At 32.7% G+C, this 17,307-nt stretch carries 21 protein-coding genes and 1 pseudogene; 18 read left to right on the top strand and 4 right to left on the bottom strand.

Going from position 1 to position 17,307, the window contains the following annotated elements; genetic code table 11:
- The first annotated feature begins 65 nt into the window (after positions 1-65).
- A complete protein-coding gene (locus tag AAGG74_RS18080; RefSeq protein WP_429676607.1) occupies positions 66-2,045 on the top strand; it encodes a methyl-accepting chemotaxis protein in 1,980 nt (659 codons plus the stop codon).
- Between the two features lie 166 nt (positions 2,046-2,211).
- Here the strand turns inward: AAGG74_RS18080 and trhA are convergent, their stop codons facing one another.
- Positions 2,212-2,856 (bottom strand): PAQR family membrane homeostasis protein TrhA, encoded by a 645-nt coding sequence (gene trhA, locus AAGG74_RS18075; RefSeq protein WP_429676606.1) that lies wholly within the window; start codon positions 2,854-2,856, stop codon positions 2,212-2,214.
- A 212-nt stretch (positions 2,857-3,068) separates the two neighbouring features.
- Here trhA and AAGG74_RS18070 point away from each other — a divergent pair, with 212 nt between their 5' ends.
- From AAGG74_RS18070 to AAGG74_RS18020, 11 genes are all read left to right on the top strand, one after another.
- On the top strand, positions 3,069-3,428 hold the full coding sequence (locus tag AAGG74_RS18070) for a nuclear transport factor 2 family protein (RefSeq protein WP_429676605.1): 360 nt from the start codon (positions 3,069-3,071) through the stop codon (positions 3,426-3,428).
- Positions 3,429-3,641: 213 nt separating this feature from the next.
- The gene (locus AAGG74_RS18065; protein ID WP_429676604.1) at positions 3,642-4,457 is read left to right on the top strand and encodes a hypothetical protein; all 816 of its coding nucleotides are present in this window, start codon (positions 3,642-3,644) and stop codon (positions 4,455-4,457) included.
- Between the two features lie 105 nt (positions 4,458-4,562).
- Positions 4,563-4,859 carry a hypothetical protein gene (locus AAGG74_RS18060; protein WP_429676603.1) on the top strand — a complete coding sequence of 99 codons (297 nt, stop codon included), beginning with the start codon at positions 4,563-4,565 and terminating at the stop codon, positions 4,857-4,859.
- Between the two features lie 25 nt (positions 4,860-4,884).
- Positions 4,885-5,490, top strand: a complete 606-nt coding sequence (locus AAGG74_RS18055) for a hypothetical protein (protein ID WP_429676602.1) — start codon at positions 4,885-4,887, stop codon at positions 5,488-5,490.
- 145 nt (positions 5,491-5,635) lie between these two features.
- The gene (locus AAGG74_RS18050) at positions 5,636-5,860 is read left to right on the top strand and encodes a hypothetical protein (RefSeq protein ID WP_429676601.1); all 225 of its coding nucleotides are present in this window, start codon (positions 5,636-5,638) and stop codon (positions 5,858-5,860) included.
- A gap of 234 nt (positions 5,861-6,094) precedes the next feature.
- Entirely contained in the window at positions 6,095-6,361 is a 267-nt protein-coding gene (locus tag AAGG74_RS18045; protein ID WP_429676600.1) for a hypothetical protein, read from the top strand.
- A complete protein-coding gene (locus AAGG74_RS18040) occupies positions 6,361-6,693 on the top strand; it encodes a DUF2085 domain-containing protein (protein WP_429676599.1) in 333 nt (110 codons plus the stop codon). The genes AAGG74_RS18045 and AAGG74_RS18040 overlap by 1 nt, the downstream gene beginning before the upstream one ends.
- 105 nt (positions 6,694-6,798) lie before the next feature.
- Complete coding sequence (locus tag AAGG74_RS18035) at positions 6,799-7,698, top strand: hypothetical protein (RefSeq protein WP_429676598.1); 900 nt, start codon at positions 6,799-6,801, stop codon at positions 7,696-7,698.
- 568 nt (positions 7,699-8,266) lie between these two features.
- The gene (locus AAGG74_RS18030) at positions 8,267-8,695 is read left to right on the top strand and encodes a hypothetical protein (RefSeq protein WP_429676597.1); all 429 of its coding nucleotides are present in this window, start codon (positions 8,267-8,269) and stop codon (positions 8,693-8,695) included.
- Between the two features lie 376 nt (positions 8,696-9,071).
- Positions 9,072-9,998 (top strand): DNA adenine methylase, encoded by a 927-nt coding sequence (locus AAGG74_RS18025; RefSeq protein ID WP_429676596.1) that lies wholly within the window; start codon positions 9,072-9,074, stop codon positions 9,996-9,998.
- Positions 9,999-10,416: 418 nt separating this feature from the next.
- Positions 10,417-10,893 (top strand): DNA adenine methylase, encoded by a 477-nt coding sequence (locus AAGG74_RS18020; RefSeq protein WP_429676595.1) that lies wholly within the window; start codon positions 10,417-10,419, stop codon positions 10,891-10,893.
- A 110-nt stretch (positions 10,894-11,003) separates the two neighbouring features.
- On the opposite strand, the gene AAGG74_RS18015 is transcribed toward AAGG74_RS18020, so the two are convergent.
- Entirely contained in the window at positions 11,004-12,137 is a 1,134-nt protein-coding gene (locus AAGG74_RS18015; protein ID WP_429676594.1) for an RNA-guided endonuclease InsQ/TnpB family protein, read from the bottom strand.
- 293 nt (positions 12,138-12,430) lie between these two features.
- On the opposite strand from AAGG74_RS18015, the gene AAGG74_RS23545 reads away from it, so the two are divergent.
- From AAGG74_RS23545 to AAGG74_RS18000, 4 genes are all read left to right on the top strand, one after another.
- The gene (locus AAGG74_RS23545) at positions 12,431-12,706 is read left to right on the top strand and encodes a hypothetical protein (protein WP_488167951.1); all 276 of its coding nucleotides are present in this window, start codon (positions 12,431-12,433) and stop codon (positions 12,704-12,706) included.
- Positions 12,707-12,789: 83 nt separating this feature from the next.
- Positions 12,790-13,230 (top strand): hypothetical protein, encoded by a 441-nt coding sequence (locus AAGG74_RS18010; RefSeq protein ID WP_429676593.1) that lies wholly within the window; start codon positions 12,790-12,792, stop codon positions 13,228-13,230.
- A 25-nt stretch (positions 13,231-13,255) separates the two neighbouring features.
- Positions 13,256-13,564 carry a hypothetical protein gene (locus AAGG74_RS18005; protein ID WP_429676592.1) on the top strand — a complete coding sequence of 103 codons (309 nt, stop codon included), beginning with the start codon at positions 13,256-13,258 and terminating at the stop codon, positions 13,562-13,564.
- Positions 13,565-13,741: 177 nt separating this feature from the next.
- Positions 13,742-14,698, top strand: a complete 957-nt coding sequence (locus AAGG74_RS18000; RefSeq protein WP_429676591.1) for an AEC family transporter — start codon at positions 13,742-13,744, stop codon at positions 14,696-14,698.
- A gap of 193 nt (positions 14,699-14,891) precedes the next feature.
- Here the strand turns inward: AAGG74_RS18000 and AAGG74_RS17995 are convergent, their stop codons facing one another.
- Positions 14,892-15,278: a hypothetical protein gene (locus AAGG74_RS17995; RefSeq protein WP_429676590.1), complete on the bottom strand. Its 387-nt coding sequence runs from the start codon at positions 15,276-15,278 to the stop codon at positions 14,892-14,894.
- Between the two features lie 261 nt (positions 15,279-15,539).
- On the opposite strand from AAGG74_RS17995, the gene AAGG74_RS17990 reads away from it, so the two are divergent.
- Positions 15,540-15,788 carry a hypothetical protein gene (locus AAGG74_RS17990; protein WP_429676589.1) on the top strand — a complete coding sequence of 83 codons (249 nt, stop codon included), beginning with the start codon at positions 15,540-15,542 and terminating at the stop codon, positions 15,786-15,788.
- 252 nt (positions 15,789-16,040) lie between these two features.
- Positions 16,041-16,273, top strand: a pseudogene (locus AAGG74_RS17985) (family 4 glycosyl hydrolase); the annotation flags it as partial.
- A gap of 419 nt (positions 16,274-16,692) precedes the next feature.
- Here the strand turns inward: AAGG74_RS17985 and AAGG74_RS17980 are convergent.
- Positions 16,693-17,289, bottom strand: a complete 597-nt coding sequence (locus AAGG74_RS17980) for a hypothetical protein (protein ID WP_429676588.1) — start codon at positions 17,287-17,289, stop codon at positions 16,693-16,695.
- Between the last annotated feature and the right edge of the window lie 18 nt (positions 17,290-17,307).

Below are 17,307 nucleotides of genomic sequence, written 5' to 3'. Positions count from 1 at the left end.
GATTTTTTTTGACAAAGGAACAGAACACGGTATATAAAATATTAACTCAAAGGAGGGGATATTTTTTGGTTAAAAAATTTACTTTAAAACAGAAGTTTTTAACTTTGATTACTGGCGTTTTAGTGGTTTCCGCTTCTTCGATTGTTGTTGTTAACAGTATACAGACGAAAGACCAAATGTCGAGCATTGAGAAAAATTCAGCAAAAACAACAATTAGCACGCTAAACGATGTAATAAGCAATACTTTCAAGGAAGAAATAAATAAAACTAAGTTTGCTGCGTCTTCAACTACCATTTTTTCAAGTGATGTAGATAAAGACAAAATTCACCTTATGATGAAATCATTAGAAGAAGCAGACAGCTCAATATTAATGGCTTATGTCGGTTTTGATAACAAACAGATGGTTTCCTTCCCAGAAGGTAATTTTGGAACGGACTATGATCCAACTACTCGCCCTTGGTATCAAGAAGCAAAGCAACATAACGGTGAGGTTGTTGTAACAGAACCTTATGTTGACCATACAACAGGAAAAGTAGTTGTCACAGTTGCTGCCGAAACAGCAGATAAAAAAGGAGTTTATGCAATTGATCTAAATCTAAGCACTATCACTGATCTTGTTCAAAAGGCGAAAGTAGGAGAAAAAGGTTATGCTTATGTTTTTGATTCCACTGGTAAAGTAATTTATCACAAAGACTATAAAGCAGGAAAAGATGTTACTGGCTTAGCTCGTATGAAAAAAATGTTATCTTCAACTTCTGAGAACGGCAACTATAGTTTTGAAGATAATGGCACAGAGAAAGTTGTGACTTTTACAACAAACGGTTTAACTGGTTGGAAAATTGGGGCCACTTATGATATGAGTGAAATAAGTACTCTAACAAAACCTATTATTACAGGAAGTTTGGTTGTTGCTATTATTGCTCTGGTTGTTGCTATTGCGGTTACTTATATAGTAGTGGCGGCTATGATTAAACCAATCAACCGATTGAAACAAGTTTCTGAAAAAGTTGCTGATGGCGATTTAAGAGAAACTGTTGATATTAAGTCTAAAGACGAAATTGGTGATTTAGCTAAATCGTTCAATAAAATGATTGAGTCTTTAAGAAATATAGTTTCTTCAATGGGTTCTACATCTGTAAATCTTGCTTCGTCTTCAGAAGAATTATCTGCAAGTACTGAAGAAAACGTGTCTTCTATTCGTCAAATTTCAGAATCGATTCAGGAAATTTCTAACGGTTCTAATGACCAACTGAAGAGTACGAATGTCGTTTCAAAAGTTATTCACGATATTTCAGAAAGTATCAATAATATGACTTCTCACGTAGAAGGCGTGACGGATTCAACATTCGAGACATCTAGCAGAGCTAATGAAGGTGTAGGAGTAATTAATGAAGCCATCAAACAAATTGATGTAGTTAAGACTAGCGCAATTAATACTGAAAAAGACTTAAATGTCCTGGTAGATAAAGTTAAAGAAATATTGAAATTCAATGCATTGATTTCTGATATTTCTCAACAGACAAATTTACTTAGCTTGAATGCTGCGATTGAAGCTAGCCACGCTGGAGATAAAGGTAAAGGGTTTGCTGTTGTAGCTGACGAAATCAGAAAACTTGCTGAACAGTCTAGAGATGCAGCTAAACAAATCGGATACTTAATCAACGATATTACAGTTTCCACTGAAAATGCTTCGAACTCAATGTCCGAAAGTGTTAAATCTGTTGAAAACGGTAATGAAAAAGTTCTTGAAGCAGGAAAATCTTTTGAAGAGATTGTTGATAAAATTACTGATCTTTCGCAAAAAATGGAGCACATTAAATCAGCTGTGGAAAATATTTCACAGGGTACTGAAGAAATGGTTCAATCATTTACTGAAATTAGTAATGTTTCTGAAGAGATCACAAGTAGCATTGATAATGTTGCTAGTGTGACTGAAGAACAAAATGCTTCAATGGAAGATATATCCAAAGCTTCTGAATCTCTAACGAAAATGGCAGAAGAGCTTAAAAATCTTGTTGCTAAATTTGAGTTAGAAGATAAATAAAATAAGAGGGGTTCCTCCCCTCTTATTTTTTGCACAAAAAAACCGCACCTTTTATAAGATGCGGTTAAAGTGTCGAATAATAACGATTAATATAATTGTTATCGTTATAAATTATATTTATTTTTTTGTTCTTTGTAAATAACAAGATTTTTGAAATGTTTACCTGTCAAATAGGCAAAACATACAAGAGAATGCAGAAGAAATGTAGCAACGTTCCAATTAAAACAAATAAATGCCATACAGCGTGATGGTGTTTAAATAATTTCCATAAATAAAAAATGCAACCTAGTGTATAGGCAACTCCGCCTAGAACGAGGAGAATGATCCCTTGTGAACTTAAATTTTGAATCAATGGTTTCCAAGCGAATATAATCATCCAACCCATTACAACATATAAAATGGTAGACGTGAAAAGATACTTTTTTACAAAAAAAGATTTGAAAACTGTTCCGAGGATAGCTAGTCCCCAAACAACACCAAATAGTGTCCATCCCAACGGGCCCTTAATGACAACTAAAAGGAAAGGTGTATAAGTTCCTGCAATAAAATGATAAATCGATGAGTGGTCTAATATTTCAAATACATCTTTGGCTTTCCCTTTAGGAAGGCTATGGACCATAGTAGAAGATGTGTATAGTAAAAGCATTGTCACTCCAAATATAGTGAAGCTCACTATATGCCAAGCAGTTCCGTACAAGGAAGAGAATACAATCAGAATTACCAAAGCAGCAATACTTAATAGAACGCCTATTCCGTGAGTAATTGAGTTTGAAATTTCTTCTCCTTTTGAAAAAGTATGTGTATTAGCCATTTGTTTCTCCTTTCAGAAAAGGAAGGGTAGATCTCAAAGAAAAGATACTAATCATCTATTCGGTTTAACACTGGCTAATCCTCGGTTTTAAAGTTTTTTCGTTTGGACCTGACTATTGAAAAAGTTTTAAAAGTTTAAGTGGATTAAATTGCAAGCTCTTCACGGTTTTGGTATAGTACTTTTTAGGCCGAGGCAAAAGGAGGAAAACAACAATGAAAAAAATGGCTATTTTATTATCTACAGTTCTAGTATTAGCACTGGCTGCTTGTGGTGGTCAAAAGCATAGCACGCCAATGGAAACAGCAAAAACATTTATGACTGCTGTAGCAGATGGGGATTCTGATGCAATTGAGGAATTAAACCACTCTAATCCGATGCTATACCCAACAGAGCAAATGATTAAGCTTGCGAATAAAAATAAAATGGTTGGAATGGATATTGACGATTTCACCTTTAAACAAAGTAAAGATGATGAGAATACAGTCACTGTAACCTGGAATAACGGCGATAGTGATTGGGAATTATACTTTGTTAAAGAAGAAGATGGATACTATTTTTCTAAACTAAGATAGTCTAAGGTTTTACATATATAACGCGAATATAGCATATTAGTAATTTGAAAAAGGAGCCGTAACCGGCTCCTTTTTGCTTTGAGAGTGGATGATGTTGTTCTAAAAAATTAAGATGGAAAACGGGTTTATTTGAATACGTTTTTTAAAATTTTACTACATAGTGTAAATATGAATGTAATATATGAAAAATAGTGTGAGAAAGAAGTTGGAGATATGGAAATAGAAAATAACAGTATTCAGATTGTTTTGCCATTAGAAAATGAAGATTACGGGCCTTGGATAAGAACACATAATTGTGATCCTGCCGGGCGAGCTCTTGCAGATAGACACTATTCTAGGCAAACCATAGGTGCAGCAAGATTTACTAGGCCAGGGAAAAATATTGTTCTTAGAACACCAAATGGAGATGCTATCTGGGCGAGTTGGATAGGGAGATTTCGCAGAGATGGTTTAGATGCCTATGAATGCACTATATTTCGTAATGAGTCTGAATATATGAGTAGTTATTTAATCGCCTTAGCAAGCCTTATAACGTTTTCCGAAGGACATAAGAAAGATGGGATTATAACCTATGTAGACGAACAGAAAGTAAAGTCCCAAAATCCGGGGTTTTGTTTTCAAACAGTTGGATATAGGAAGATAGGTTACACAAAAGTTAGGGGATTGACCATATACCAATTAACCGAAGAAAGGCTAAATGATTATTTTAAAACGATAGATAGAAATGAAGAATACAAACAGTATTTTGAAAACTTATATAGAGAAGCGGTTTATTGGGCGGAAAATGATGAAATATATGAAGCTATTGCAATTTTTGCTAAAGCGAAATCTGTTGAGGTTGCGCTTAAAGAGTTGTATAGAGTTGCGAAGAATAAGATGAAATTCCATTTATATAACAAGAAAGATTTCAGATATGTTCCAGATTTGAGCGAATTCTTGTTATCGGTTTATGGTGATTGGGTTCCTATGGATGAGTTAACATATTGGGAACAACATATTAATGAAAATAGATTTTCTATAGCTAAATAAATTTTTAGTACAACTTATTGTTGTACTTTTTTGTTTTTTTCTATCTTAAAAAGAAAATAGAAGTATAATTCGGACAGAACAAATAATTTAACGGAGTGATTATATATGAATAACATTATTGAAATGGGTAAAGTCTGCAAACTAGGACATATTGTGTTTGTTTCTTATCGAACTTCGACAGTGCTATCTGATTGGGACACATTTCACTTGAATACTATTAATGGGAAAACAGCAAATTTTCATACACCTTCAGTAACGCAATGGCATTGGAATCCTGAAATGAAGGTAAATGAAAGTCAGTTGAAAAATTACTTACAAAATGAAAAAGATGTAGTTGATTGTAGTAAAGAGACTGATATGTGGTTTAAAAAAAGAATGGAAGATGTAATGAAGTTACTTTAATAATAAGATGAAAGGATTGGATATAATGCTTGCTAGAGAGGCAAAGAAAACAACTTTTAGAGACTGGAATCAAGTTCAGAAGAGTATTTGGAATCAACTAAATGAAAAGTGGCCGTATTTCAACTTTGTAAATATCGGCAACTTAGATTTCTTCGTATCTGAGTATGCAATGAGGAAACCAATAGCTCCGCGAAATATGTCGAATGACAAATTTCTGGATATGGTTAATGTTTATATTGATTCCCAAATTTTAGATTTGTCTCCTTTGATTGAAAATAACATTGAATTAAAAAAAGAAGTTGAGTGCTTTGAGAAATTTTGTGATATTGCCTTGGAATGGTATATGGGGAGAGGGAAGAACTCCTTTTGTTGGTATTTCAAACCTTTAAATAGAGATAATATGAGCAATATTATAAGTGGAATAAATAAATTGTTTGGCGCTGAAATTCCTAAACATTACGAGATAATTTCGATTTTTGACCCTAATTCTGATACGATTAATCGAAAAATCGAAGAAGTACTTTATGAAAAGTTTAAGATCTTCGCACAAAAATGGACACCATTTATTGAAGAAGAAAGTAAAAAAGCTAATAACGCATTGCAGACTATTTTAGACAATTTATATAGCTAAAACAAGAAGATTCCAGCTATCGGAATCTTTGCTTAAGGCTGTTTTCGTAAAGTTTGTTGTTTTTTAAAACAAAGTAAAAAACAGGTTAAAATGCGGAAATAATAGAATAACTAAAAAAAGAAGTAATGGAAGGGAAATGATTAATATGGCATTAACAAACGTAAGAGAGTTAAATAAAAAAAATTTATTTACAAGTGAACAATTATTGAAATGGAAAAAGTTTGAAGGTAAATATCTAAATGTTTATCCTCGTCATTACGATTATTGGAAAGATGGAATTGGATATGTAACGGTGTATGAGGTTAGAGGTATTACTGATGAAATAAAAGAAAATTATCAGTCAGTAAAAGAAATACTTCGTATGGCGTAGTTTGTAAAAATTTAACATTAAATGTAGCGAGACCTTGGAAAACCGAGGTCTATTTTTGTGTCTAATAACAACAATCTATACGAAAAGAGCCTTTCGTAAACATTCAGTTATCTAAGGTCTTTTTTATAAAGCAACAATCTATCTATACGAATAAGAGCCTTTCTTTATATTAATTATTTTTTTTGAGTTGAAATTTCTGATTTATAATTAAGAAAAAAGTAAAGAAGGGTAAAAATGTTTTTTGTATTATTAACATTACTTTTCACAACATTGATCACAGGTGCAGTTTTAATCATCAAAGGACAATTTTTATTTGGTGGGGTAATTATTGGATTAGCTATTATTATCTCTTTATTTATTTATTACTATTATAAGAAAACCAAATATAAGAGAAAGGATTGGGACTGTGTGCCTGATTGCGCTCCTGACTGTGGGGATTGTAAAGGTCATAAAGGTTTAGATTGCGGACCGGATTTAGATTGCAGTCCGGATTGTAATTAATGATGAAAATGTTCGATATTGTACCTTGCCACCGAATGAGAGAAAGAAGTATTGTCGTTAAAGGATATGTTTTTCCGTTGTGTGCGAGATGCTCTGGTATACTTTTAGGCTATTTATTTTTTCCTATTTTGTTTTTTGTGCCATTGAATTTCCCGATTTGGATTGGGATAATATTAAGCATTCCTATGATAGTTGATGGATGGACGCAAAAGAGAAAATATAGAATGAGTAATAACACCTTAAGAATGTTAACAGGAATCCTATGTGGACTTGGCCAAAGCATTATTATTGTAGGTATGAGCCTTTATTTGATAAAAATATTGAATTATTAAAACACCATATATATGGTGTTTTTTATTTTGTGGTTAGTTTTATTTTTTTTATCTATTTTTAAAAAAAAGAATATAATAGGCAAAAAGATGACGGAGGATTATAAAATGAACAGAATTGCACTTGTTACAGAATCGTCAGCACGAAAAAATGAACCTATGAAAGCAAAAGAATTCTTTCGTGGCCCAAGAAGTAAGTGGGTTAATAATATTATTAAATATCTTGAAGTGTCTGGGATGCCTGGTGAGAATTGTTACTTTTTAAGCTTCGATAACCAACGAATAATCCGATTTGATGATGTAGTGAATCCTTATCCATTATTTAAAGGTAAAAGAAGCGCCTCTGAAGGGAAAAGTTTCGCTGCAAAGATTTTGGATTTCTTATTAAAATTTAAGGAAAAGCCATTTGTTGAACTTCATATGGGGAAAAGTATTTCCACTCCATTGTGTAAATTGCTTAATGAATATGGATTCTCATACAAGATTTTTGCTGATTCGGTTCCTCTTGGACAAAAACCTCTAGCTTACGAAGAACTAATTGCAGAAGAAGAGAAAATTAGAAAAGTGAAAGAAATTCGTAGAGGAAGCTGGCGAGTTATTCAAACGGTTAGTCAACGGACACCTATTGAGGCAAGAAAAATTCTAGAAGAATATGAATCAGTTGCGACATTATACGGTGTAGAAGATATCTTTCAAGAACTAAGGGATTTTATGAAGAAACATTATAAGCGAAATAAAGAGATGAAAAAAGCATTGAATGAATTTGAAGAGGTGATGAATAGTCATCCTGAATCAGATGAGCTATACGAATTGATTAAAAAGATAAACAATATTAATGAATTGTTTCTAAATATTGAACAGTTTGAAAGATATAAAAGCAAGTTTGGATCAGAGCTGGCTAAGTTTATGCGTTATAAAATTAAAGAGGGTTATGTGATAGAGATTGAAAAAAATATCAGCAGCATTCTTTTTAAATTGAGTGTAGTTTTAATGAAGAAAGTTTCTTAATAAAAAGTATAAAGAGCGGAAACCTTTGGTTGCTGCTCTATTTTTACAAGAAGTATAAGGATTGGCCGAGTTTGTTGTGAAATTATCTAAAATGTTAAAACAAAGAAGTTTGGAAAGGTTTGAATGAATTGAGTTTTCGTGTTTTGTCTAGGATTGGAATTGTATTGTTATTAGTTTATTTTGTTTTGTTTTTTTCAAATGGATTGGATAACCTGGCAGTGTTTAGCCCTTGGATACCTTTCATCTTAAGCCTTATTCTTTCTATTGGGTCTCTTGTAATATCTATGTTTGCAATTATTAGGGATAAAACAAATTTATCACCTTATTTAGCTGCGTTAATTGCGCTGTTAGTAGTTCTATTCACCATTGTTGTTTATCTGTTGCCAGAAGCAGGGATTCCTCCGGTAATCCCCATATTTTTCAGAAGTCGGGGATAGGAACTCATACTTATGAAAACAAAGTAGAACATATTTTTACTTTCTTGTTCTGAAAAATAATAAATTTGGTTTTTTATTAGAAAACAGAAAATTTGGTGGTATTATCAGAAAAAAAGATGGAGTGAATGAATATGTTTACGAAAAAAGACCAAAACAGAATAAAAGAAATAGAAGTACTATTTAAAAAAATAGAAATCATATATAACGAACTAGACTCTGATGTAAAAGAATTTATTCGCGAATTTCATACTGAAGAAACCAACATTCCATATTGTATTCGATGGGGGATTAATAATACAGAAGAATTGCTTCGTACAGAACTAGTATATGATATAGGTAACACGTTCAGCGTAATTGAACAAATTGAATTAAAAAATGGATATATTCCAACTGGAACTAAAGCTAAAATTAGCGATATAGATTTGAGAATTTTGTACAGTGAATCTTCAAAACCTTTTCAAATTGAGTTTGAGGAATTTGTGGCTTATAAAGAAAAAGATGAAGCAGATGGGATTTTTGAAGAATTTAGCCTGAATGAGATTAAAAAATGTCTAAAATAGAATAACGAGATATATTAATAAATATGAAAAATAAACCTAACTTTAATTAAAGTTAGGTTTTTTAATTTTTTTTCAATAGATTCGTTTTATTGCGATATCATATGGAAAAATGAACAAGGGTGATGTATATGAATGTATTGGAATTCAGAGAAACACTTTGATTAAGGTGCGACGGAGGATTGCATAGCAGATAGATATAAGGGTATATATTTGAATAACTATGCTTTTGAGGCCAGTGTGCCCACCTCTTGCTGATCCCTCGATATGAGGAAAGTAGCGCCCGGCTTGCCCCTTGAAATGTAAGTAGGGAAGGAACAACGAAGAGTTCCGCCTCCATCCGATAATATTCGATTTTATCGGAACGGAGTGTTTTCTAATGAAAAACGAAAAAAATACAAATTCAACTGTAAAACGTATCAAAGGTATCCATTCACCAATAAGATGGTTTGGTGGAAAGCATTATCTGGCAAAAGACATTATTCCTTTAATTCCAGAGCATCATTGTTATGTAGAAACTTTTGCAGGAGGGGGTCACGTATTAACCCAAAAAGAGCCTAGCAAAGTAGAAGTTTATAATGACATTGATGGAGATTTAATTAATTTTTTACTTACTCTAAGAAATTCTAGAGAAGAATTGTTAGCAGCTTTAAAAACATTGCCGACAAGTAGATTGTTATCAGAAGAGTGGTCCAAGCAACCATTACCTAAAGATAATTTTGAAAGAGCTGTGCGTTGGTATTATTTACTTAGACACTTAATTGTTCCAGCTAATAATGAAGATTTTAAAAGCGGATTTAGAGCTGGAAAGATTAAAAACACTGCTTTTGATTACCAAAATTCAATCGTGAGATTAAAACAATTCGAGGAACGTTTACGTAATGTTTTAATTGAATGTTTGGATTTTAGAGAAATTATCAAAAGATATGATGGGCCCAACACTTTCTTTTATATTGATCCTCCATATGTAGGTAGAGAAAACTATTATAAGGGTGGATTTACTGAAAAGGATCACATTGAATTGGCGGAATTGCTAAGGAATATAAAAGGGAAGGCATTAGTAAGTTACTATCCTGATCCTTTAATTGAATCATTATATAAGGACTGGAATATTAAAAGTATGAATGCAGTAGTTGGTACCGGTGTACATAAAGCAGAAAAGGGACAAAGTAAAAAGAGAGAAACTGAATTATTCATTATGAATTATGACAGTGAGAGTAATAAGATTGATAATGGACAAGAAGCATTAGATTTATTATCGTTAGGAATAGAACTGAAAGAACCTACACAACTAAAATTATTTTAGTAAATAAAATGAAAAAGACCGGATTATTCGGTCTTTTTGTTATTGAGATCCCACATTACAAGTTGAATTTTTCCTCTCTTATCATTCAGTATTGATTTATATATATTTTGGCCTTTGTTAGTATTAAAACATTTGAAGCAAAGTCCCTTTTTGTATGGGAAAAGTACCTTCAGATTTTGAGTTTCAAACATCCTTTTGCACTTAGCACATTTTCTAGGTTCGAATTTTTTATTCATTGCCGAACGTGAATTAAGTTAAAAAACTCTAAAAGACAAAAAACGCCCATTTTTTATGGGCGGAATTTAAATAAAGTTAATAGCACAATAAAAATTTATTTTGACCATTGTAAAACGTAACTATAATTCGGCAAACAATTGTGCCAGCGAATAATATGGAAAGCGGATGGAGATCTGGAAAAGTGAAAAGTACAGCATATGATTACCAAAATGCGGTGTCTCGATTAAAATCTTTTGAAAAAAGAATTCGCAATGTTATGATCGAATGTTTAGATCTCAGGGGAATTATCCAAAGATATGACAGCCCGAATACATTCTTTTATATCGATCCACCGTACGTTGGCCGTGAGCGTTGTTATAAAGGTGGATTTACTAAGCAGGATCATATAGATCTAGCAAAAATGCTTAGGAATATTAAAGGAAAGGCTTTAGTAAGTTACTATCCCGATCCTTTAATAGAATCTTTGTACAAAGGATGGAAAATTGAGACTAAGGAAGCTCACTGTGGAAATGGAATTGTGAAAGCAGAAAAAGGACAAACAAGAAAAAAACAGACTGAACTTTTTATAATGAATTATGGAGATCAAACCAAAGAAGTTGAACTAAACAAACAACAAAATTTATTCACTTTTGGTACTGAAGTGAACCTCCCCACCTAAATGGGTATGCACCCATTATAGATGGGGCATCTTCTCGGGTAATCGAACCTAACGGTTCGAAATGGGCCGAGCTATAACCTGGATTCCGACGGCTTATGATATATATAAAATTAGGCTGCTACAATGTTTTGTAGGAGTCTTTTTCCTTCTTCTTGTATATTGATTGCTGCATTATGATCTCGATCCATAATGTTACCGCAGACGCATTCAAATAAACGTTCAGGAAGGGGGAGGCTTTCTTTAACCTCGCCGCATTTAGAACATTTTTTAGATGATGGAAACCATTTATCGATTTTGATAAGCAGTTTTCCTTGGTCCTCGAGTTTGTAAGCTAAGAATGCGGTAAACATACCCCAACCATTGTCGGAAACACTTTTGCCGAAGTTGAGAGCTTTAGACATTGATTGCATATTGAGATCTTCGATCACAATGCAATCGAATGTATTGGCAAGCTCTCTAGATTTTTTGTGTAAATAATCTCGTCTTTGATTTGCGATCTTTTCTTGAAGTTTGCTTACTTTAAGGCGTTGTTTCTCCCAACGGGAGCTATCTTTTTTGCGACGAGATAATTTACGTTGTTCTTTTTTTAGTTTTTCTAGCGATTTTCGATAAAAGCGAGGATAATTGGCTTTTTCACCTTCGCTTGTTACGAACAGGTTTGTCATTGAGAAATCTAAACCAAGAACATTTTGAATAGACACCTCCGGTGTCTCTGTAACGTATTCCGTCAAAATAGAAATATAAAATTTACCTGTGGCTGTTTTTGAAACAGTCACAGACTTAATGATATGATATTTCGGAATTTGTCTGTGCTGTCTTAATTTAATCATTGTTTTGATTTTAGGTAACTTGATATGGCCGTTTTCTAAGAAAATATTTCCGTTCACAACGTTAGTTGTAAATGTTTGCTTATGTTTTTTAGATTTGAACTTAGGAAACTTGGCATTACCTTTAAAAAAAGCTTGATAAGCTTTTTTTAAGTTCATTTGCGCGTTTGCTAAAGTGAGACTATCCACTTCTTTTAGAAAAGGGAAGTCGGGTTTATACTTCGCCGGTGTAGGTTCTTTTATTTTTTTAAGAGCTTCTTTGTCATTTTTATAAGTTTTATATGTATCTTTTCGTTCGGCTAACATTTTGTTATAGACAAATCGAACACAACCGAAGGTTTTAGCGAACATTGAAGCTTGTTCTTCCGTTGGTACCAATCTAAATTTATAAGCTTTATTTTTCTTAACTTGGGACATATCCGTCACCTCCTCAAAACAAATGTTCTGTTTTATTTTATATAAGGTTACTAAAACATTGCAACAAGACAGCTTGAAACAAATAAAAAAAAGCGATTCATCCCCTCCTAAATCAAAGATTATAGAAGGGGAATTCTCGCGAATAATTGTTAAAGATATAAATATTAAAGACCGATTATTCGAAAATCGGTCTTTAAGTTTTTTTTAGCAGGTAAATTTTAAAAAAGGGATGATTATTTCTTAAAAGGGACAGAAGAAATATGGTGAATATTTAGATATAGGATGTGAATTTGATGACGAATATAAAAACATTTATTTCTTACCTGTTATCTATTATCTCAATACTGTGCATATTGAGCTTTTTTTGTGAATTTGTTGTTTCGGAAACATTACAAGGATTGCCTATATTCTTTCCAATTGTATTAAGCCCTATTGGATTAATTCTTGCAACGAACAGTTTAAAAAAACGGAAGGATAGTTGGTCCCTTGGTGCCATTATAGTCAACAGTATTCTTTTTGTTTTCCCAGTAGTATATATGATCTTGGGATTGATTATAGTAGGGGTTTAAGATGTTTTTTGATTTTTTTCTATTATAGTTGGTTTTAATTTTATAATATCAAAAACAAGTGGGAAATGGAGAGAAGAGCGGGAATGAATAAGTTGAATAGTGCATATCTAGATGGGAAAAAAGTTATTAAGGACGCTGTAAAAAAGGAAGGGAAATATGATTATGATCTAGCAGAAAATATTTTAAATAGCTTGAGGGATCCTCATAATGAATGCGACATCGATAAAGTTGGAAACATTATGCGAGAACAACAAGAAGAAATACAAAGACTGAAAGAAAAAATAACATTATTGGAATCCAAAAGTATAATAACGATTTCAACACCTTTCGGAAACATTGAGGCGAAAAAAAGTTGTGATCCTAATTATCCAGGAATCAATATAGATATTAATGGACCAGAGGGTATTCAAAATGCTGCACTGGTCGAATTTGATGAAGGAAATATTAAAATTCATAACTGGAAACAAGAAGAAGAGGACGCCGTGTATTCTTATCAATGGAATGAAGATTCTGAGACAAAATAAAAAACTTAAAAAAGGAGTGTATTAAATGTTTAATCAACAAGAACTTTTTGAACAACTACAATACGAAATAGAAGATCAAGCGGAATTTTATGATCCGAATAATAAGGTAGTATTAACAGAAAACGAAAGTGCAGAAATTGCAAAAATGATTTTAGATAAAGATACTGAAATTGAAGAACTCTTTGGTATGGATCCTAGTATAGTTCTGACTGAAATGGATAATGAAAATTATGATTGGGCACCGTTTCACAATGCATTGTATTCAGTGATTACATATTACAAAGCTTCTATCCTACAAAAAATCTTTTCACCAAAAGAAGATTTCATATATTAAATTTAGATGGAGACCAAATGAGGTCTCTTTTTTTATGGTGGAGGGTCACTTTAAAAAGTTTTTTAATTCACAAAGGAAAGGGTTGTTTTACTAAATGAACAATTTATCCTACGTAATAAAGTGTCACAAAATTGTCACATTATTATAATCTTATGACATCATTGGGGTGAGACAACGTTGAGTATTGAGAGTATTACCGTGTTATTATTACCAGTATTTTTTGTTATTTTATTAGGTTATCTTGCTGGATATTTCAAATTCCTAAATTCGGATAATGCAAAGGGGTTAACAACCTTCGTAACTAAATTTGCTTTGCCGGCTCATTTGTTTGTAGGAATTGTGACCACCTCTAAAGAAAAATTGGCTGAAAAGCTGCCTTTCTTTTTGGTTATGACTGTCGGTATGTTAGGGTTCTTCTTTCTTGTAATGATAATTAGTTCATTTTTCTTCAAGAAGAATATTACACGATCAGCAATATACGGATTGAACTCAACACAGCCTTCTTTTGCCTTCATTGGAATTCCTGTATTAGGAGGAATCTTTGGTACTGCTGCGGTTACTTTTCCAATAGCTATTACAGGAATAGTTGTTAATGCTTTCTTGATTCCATTAGCTACATTAATTGGTTCTCTAGGAAGAAATAAAGAAGGAGACGAAAAAATATCTAAGATTGTTATTCAATCATTGAAAAATGGCATTTCTTCTCCATTAGCATTTGTGCCGTTAATCGCGCTTATTTTAGCTTTATGTAATGTTACTTTCCCTGAGACAGTGACTGGAATGTTTGAAATGATAGGTAAAACTGTTTCTGGGGTGGCGTTGTTCGCTATTGGTGCCACAGTGGGTATCAAGAAACTTAACCTTAATGCAAAAGCATTTGGTATTTCATTCTTGAAAATTGTTGTGCATCCACTGTTTATGTTAGCTGTTGCTATGTTATTTGGTCTTAGTGATCAGGAAACAATTATGGCTGTATTACTAGTGGCATTTTCTTGTTCTTCTGTGGCCGTTATGGTTTCTTCAGATTTCAAAGAGTTAGAAACTGAAACAGCGTCTGCTTTTGTTATAAGTACAATTCTTTCTGTTCTAACAATTCCGATGTTCATAGCGGTATTATCTGCCATATTAGGGTAGACAATGGATCTTAGTTTTGTTAGAATGAAATCGTAATTCAACGTCCTTTTTCAGGCGGAACTCCAATGATCATTTTTTATCCTTTCCAACCTCCTAATTTAAGAGGTCCTGTGAGATGCGCTGGAGTGAACAAAACAAAAAAGCTACCCAAAAACGGATAGCTTTTTTGTTTTGTTCACTCTATAAATTAATGCTAACTTTTCAAGTTGTATTTCTTCTTAAACCATTTTCCAATAATCAATATGAAGATGCAAAGTACGCTTATTAGTATATCGATACTGTTTTCGTAAGTAATTAGTTTTCGAGCAATAGCTAAGATCAGGATGTCTATTACAAAATAGATATCTTTTTTTATTATGAGAATGGCGATTTCTACCCCGACAGCTAAAAGTAGGATGTCTGATAAGAGGATTTTATAGTGTGTTAATAGTGTTCCTTCGCTTATCTCATTAAGAATAAGTGTTGCGATCTCTTTGAAAGTAAATAGAATGGTGGCAAGGATAAGCAGCACAATAGCCCATTCAATAAGATGGAAAGAAGAGATAGTGGCTTTGAGAAACTTAGTGGATTTTTCTTTCAATTTTTTCACTTCCTCTTCATAGAACTAATATATGTTTGTAATTGTTCGTTGGAAATCCTTTTGAAGTGGACTAATGAATATCAGAGTGCATTAATATCCAATCAATTTGGAAGTAACCTTTTTGAGTTATTAACTTTATTTTATTTTTTGTTCCATAGTCTAATAATCCTTGTAATATATTAAGGAACTAATCGGAAGATCGAGTTTGCATTGTTCGTTGGAGGATTTACCGATATAACTATTTTTAGGAGGTTTTTCGAAATGAATGAATTAGGTATAAGATTATTTAAAGAAAAAGTGGAAGTTGGAGATCGTCTGTCTGTATCTTTTGAAGATGATTCATATTCTGGTATTGTAGAGACGATTGGTGAAAAATCCGTTACTTTAAGGAATGATAGAGTTTTAGATCTTTTCGAAGCTTTAACTACACCAGCTATTCTTGAAGTGTTCTATAATAAAATCTGGTTCTATTGTGTGACGAATAATGAAGGAAAGAACATTGCTGTTTAGGGAAATGATTTTTAGATAAAAAAAGACAACTGAGTATGCAGAAGAAGCGAAAGAAGATGGTTATACAAATATTGAAGTGATAAGCAAAGCAGAGTTTATTGTTAATGGTCGTACGAGAAAAATGATTAATAAACTTAAAGTATATAGTAAGGCAACAGTTATTTTCGCTGTTTGCCTTTTTCGTTTTTTCTCTGTTTGAGTTAATTTTTGATTTAGTCTTATGGTGGAGGATCTAGTTATACACCGGAATTAGTGGAAGGTTTTATTAAACGGTATAAGAGTTACCAGTAAGAGAACTATGGTTGGTTGATATTGAAGAGGGAAAAGAAAAACTAGAAATTGTAGGGAATCTTGTAAAAAGAATGGTTAAAAAATCAGGTTTGCCAATCGATATTCATTTGACATTGGATAGAAGGGAAGCTCTAAAAGGTGCAGATTTTGTTACTACACAACTTAGAGTAGGGTTATTAGATGCTCGAGCGAAGTAGGAATGTTAACTGATCCAAAGAACAGCAGCTTTGGTGAACCTCCCCGCCTAAATGGGTATGCACCCATTATAGATGGGGCATCTTCTCGGGTAATCGAACCTAACGGTTCGAAATGGGCCGAGCTATAACCTGGATTCCGACGGCTTATGATATATATAAAATTAGGCTGCTACAATGTTTTGTAGGAGTCTTTTTCCTTTGTTGATGAAATGATGGAAGCTCATAAAAAATACTTACCAAAATTCTTCTACTGATTGTTAAAAAACGACGTGTTTATTCATTCGCGTCGTTTTTTTGGTTTAAGGCAAAAAGTAAGAAGCGAAGCATACATATTAGAAATATATATTAGAAATTAGAAAACTCGCCATTGGATTTAATGAGTGATCGGCGAGTTTGTTTTGTGTGTTTATTATATTTTAAGATTTTGGTAATTGGTTCGTTTCAACATATTCCGCGTACTGTTCCCAAGTTAAGCCTAGGAATTCGTGAAGTTCCCTTTTCTCCTTATCTGAACTGTTGTGCCAGTCTTCAATGCGTTCATCTATGTTTTCTGGAGTTACTTTTTTCATTCTTTCCTCCTCTTGGATATCTTTTAATCTATTTTCAACGAATTCGTGCCAAGGTGATCCAATAACTTCTTTCGCTGATTTATCCCAATTTTCTTCTTCCTTAAATGTACTAGCAAAATATAAAACTACATCTAAATCATAATGAGGAAATAAAGGAGCAAACTTTTCTACATCTTCGGAAGAGAATTCACATTCATCTTCATATTCATTTCCTTCATTGTCTATTTTCTTTACACTACCGTTTGCACAAAAAACATAAGTGTTTGTACCTTCTTCGTAAGATCCACTTTCGTAATCCAAAGTTTGTTCGCCACACTTAGGGCAGATAGTTGCTTTTTCAATTTCTTCTTGCACGTTTAGATAATGATTGCAAAAAATTTCAGCGGTTTCAAGAGGCATTCGCGTTAATTTTGCATATTGATCCGGGTCATTATATATAGACATAGATACACTTCCTTTAAA

The sequence above is a fragment of the Bacillus mexicanus genome, from assembly GCF_050445615.1.
GTDB lineage: Bacteria > Bacillota > Bacilli > Bacillales > Bacillaceae > Bacillus > Bacillus mexicanus.
This window is presented reverse-complemented; position numbering and strand designations above follow the sequence as displayed.

Bases quoted from the DNA above. Each gene is read 5' to 3' on its own strand.
- AAGG74_RS18060 (WP_429676603.1), top strand. From the start codon at position 4,563: ATGAATAACATTATTGAAATGGGTAAAGTCTGCAAACTAGGACATATT.
- AAGG74_RS18015 (WP_429676594.1), bottom strand. From the start codon at position 12,137: ATGTCCCAAGTTAAGAAAAATAAAGCTTATAAATTTAGATTGGTACCA.
- AAGG74_RS17990 (WP_429676589.1), top strand. From the start codon at position 15,540: ATGAATGAATTAGGTATAAGATTATTTAAAGAAAAAGTGGAAGTTGGA.
- trhA (WP_429676606.1), bottom strand. From the start codon at position 2,856: ATGGCTAATACACATACTTTTTCAAAAGGAGAAGAAATTTCAAACTCA.
- AAGG74_RS18035 (WP_429676598.1), top strand. From the start codon at position 6,799: ATGAACAGAATTGCACTTGTTACAGAATCGTCAGCACGAAAAAATGAA.
- AAGG74_RS18030 (WP_429676597.1), top strand. From the start codon at position 8,267: ATGTTTACGAAAAAAGACCAAAACAGAATAAAAGAAATAGAAGTACTA.
- AAGG74_RS18055 (WP_429676602.1), top strand. From the start codon at position 4,885: ATGCTTGCTAGAGAGGCAAAGAAAACAACTTTTAGAGACTGGAATCAA.
- AAGG74_RS18070 (WP_429676605.1), top strand. From the start codon at position 3,069: ATGAAAAAAATGGCTATTTTATTATCTACAGTTCTAGTATTAGCACTG.
- AAGG74_RS18065 (WP_429676604.1), top strand. From the start codon at position 3,642: ATGGAAATAGAAAATAACAGTATTCAGATTGTTTTGCCATTAGAAAAT.
- AAGG74_RS18050 (WP_429676601.1), top strand. From the start codon at position 5,636: ATGGCATTAACAAACGTAAGAGAGTTAAATAAAAAAAATTTATTTACA.
- AAGG74_RS23545 (WP_488167951.1), top strand. From the start codon at position 12,431: ATGACGAATATAAAAACATTTATTTCTTACCTGTTATCTATTATCTCA.
- AAGG74_RS18010 (WP_429676593.1), top strand. From the start codon at position 12,790: ATGAATAAGTTGAATAGTGCATATCTAGATGGGAAAAAAGTTATTAAG.
- AAGG74_RS18040 (WP_429676599.1), top strand. From the start codon at position 6,361: ATGATGAAAATGTTCGATATTGTACCTTGCCACCGAATGAGAGAAAGA.
- AAGG74_RS18005 (WP_429676592.1), top strand. From the start codon at position 13,256: ATGTTTAATCAACAAGAACTTTTTGAACAACTACAATACGAAATAGAA.
- AAGG74_RS17980 (WP_429676588.1), bottom strand. From the start codon at position 17,289: ATGTCTATATATAATGACCCGGATCAATATGCAAAATTAACGCGAATG.
- AAGG74_RS18045 (WP_429676600.1), top strand. From the start codon at position 6,095: ATGTTTTTTGTATTATTAACATTACTTTTCACAACATTGATCACAGGT.
- AAGG74_RS18025 (WP_429676596.1), top strand. From the start codon at position 9,072: ATGAAAAACGAAAAAAATACAAATTCAACTGTAAAACGTATCAAAGGT.